Source organism: Neisseria sp. P0021.S006 (assembly GCF_051956895.1).
In genome coordinates, this window is record NZ_JBQCWZ010001017.1 from 1 (window position 1) to 531 (window position 531).

General features: G+C 41.1%; 1 protein-coding gene. It reads left to right on the forward strand.

The window, feature by feature from the left end:
* Positions 1 to 214 precede the first annotated feature (214 nt).
* A partial coding sequence (locus ACTHUM_RS18480; RefSeq protein WP_440403748.1) for an aldehyde dehydrogenase family protein occupies positions 215 to 531 on the forward strand: 317 nt, incomplete at its 3' end.

The window sequence follows — 531 nt, forward strand, 5'->3', positions numbered from 1 at the left end:
TTGTTGTAATACATGTGTCTTATCCTTTTGAGGTAGAGTATTAATAATCGTATTTCATTCGTTATTAAGATGGATATGATGTCGCTAAACCAAAGATCGGCTGTAAGATATTCAGACGGCCTTTGCTGTTGTCTTATTTTGCGATTCAGTTGCGCTTTCTTGGTATGAATATGATAATGAACGTATATCCTCGGTTTTAGAAAGGTTGTTTCTCATGAAAAATTTTGCCCGTTTTCTCAATCATCCCGATGTTTCCTTTTCTCCGATTCCAGATGCCATTAGAGTTGATAATCCTGCAACAGGTGAGGCTTTGGCATTTGTCCGTAAGACTGGTTCAGACGGCCTGAAGCTTTTGATTCAAAAGGCAGAGACGGCACAAAAATTATGGGCAGCAAAAACCGCGTTGGAACGGGCCGATGTGTTGTGGCGTTGGTATTTTTTAATTAAAGAAAACAAAGAAGAACTGGCGCGTATCATGACGATGGAGCAGGGCAAAAGCCTGACTGAGGCGCGTGGTGAAATTGATTATGC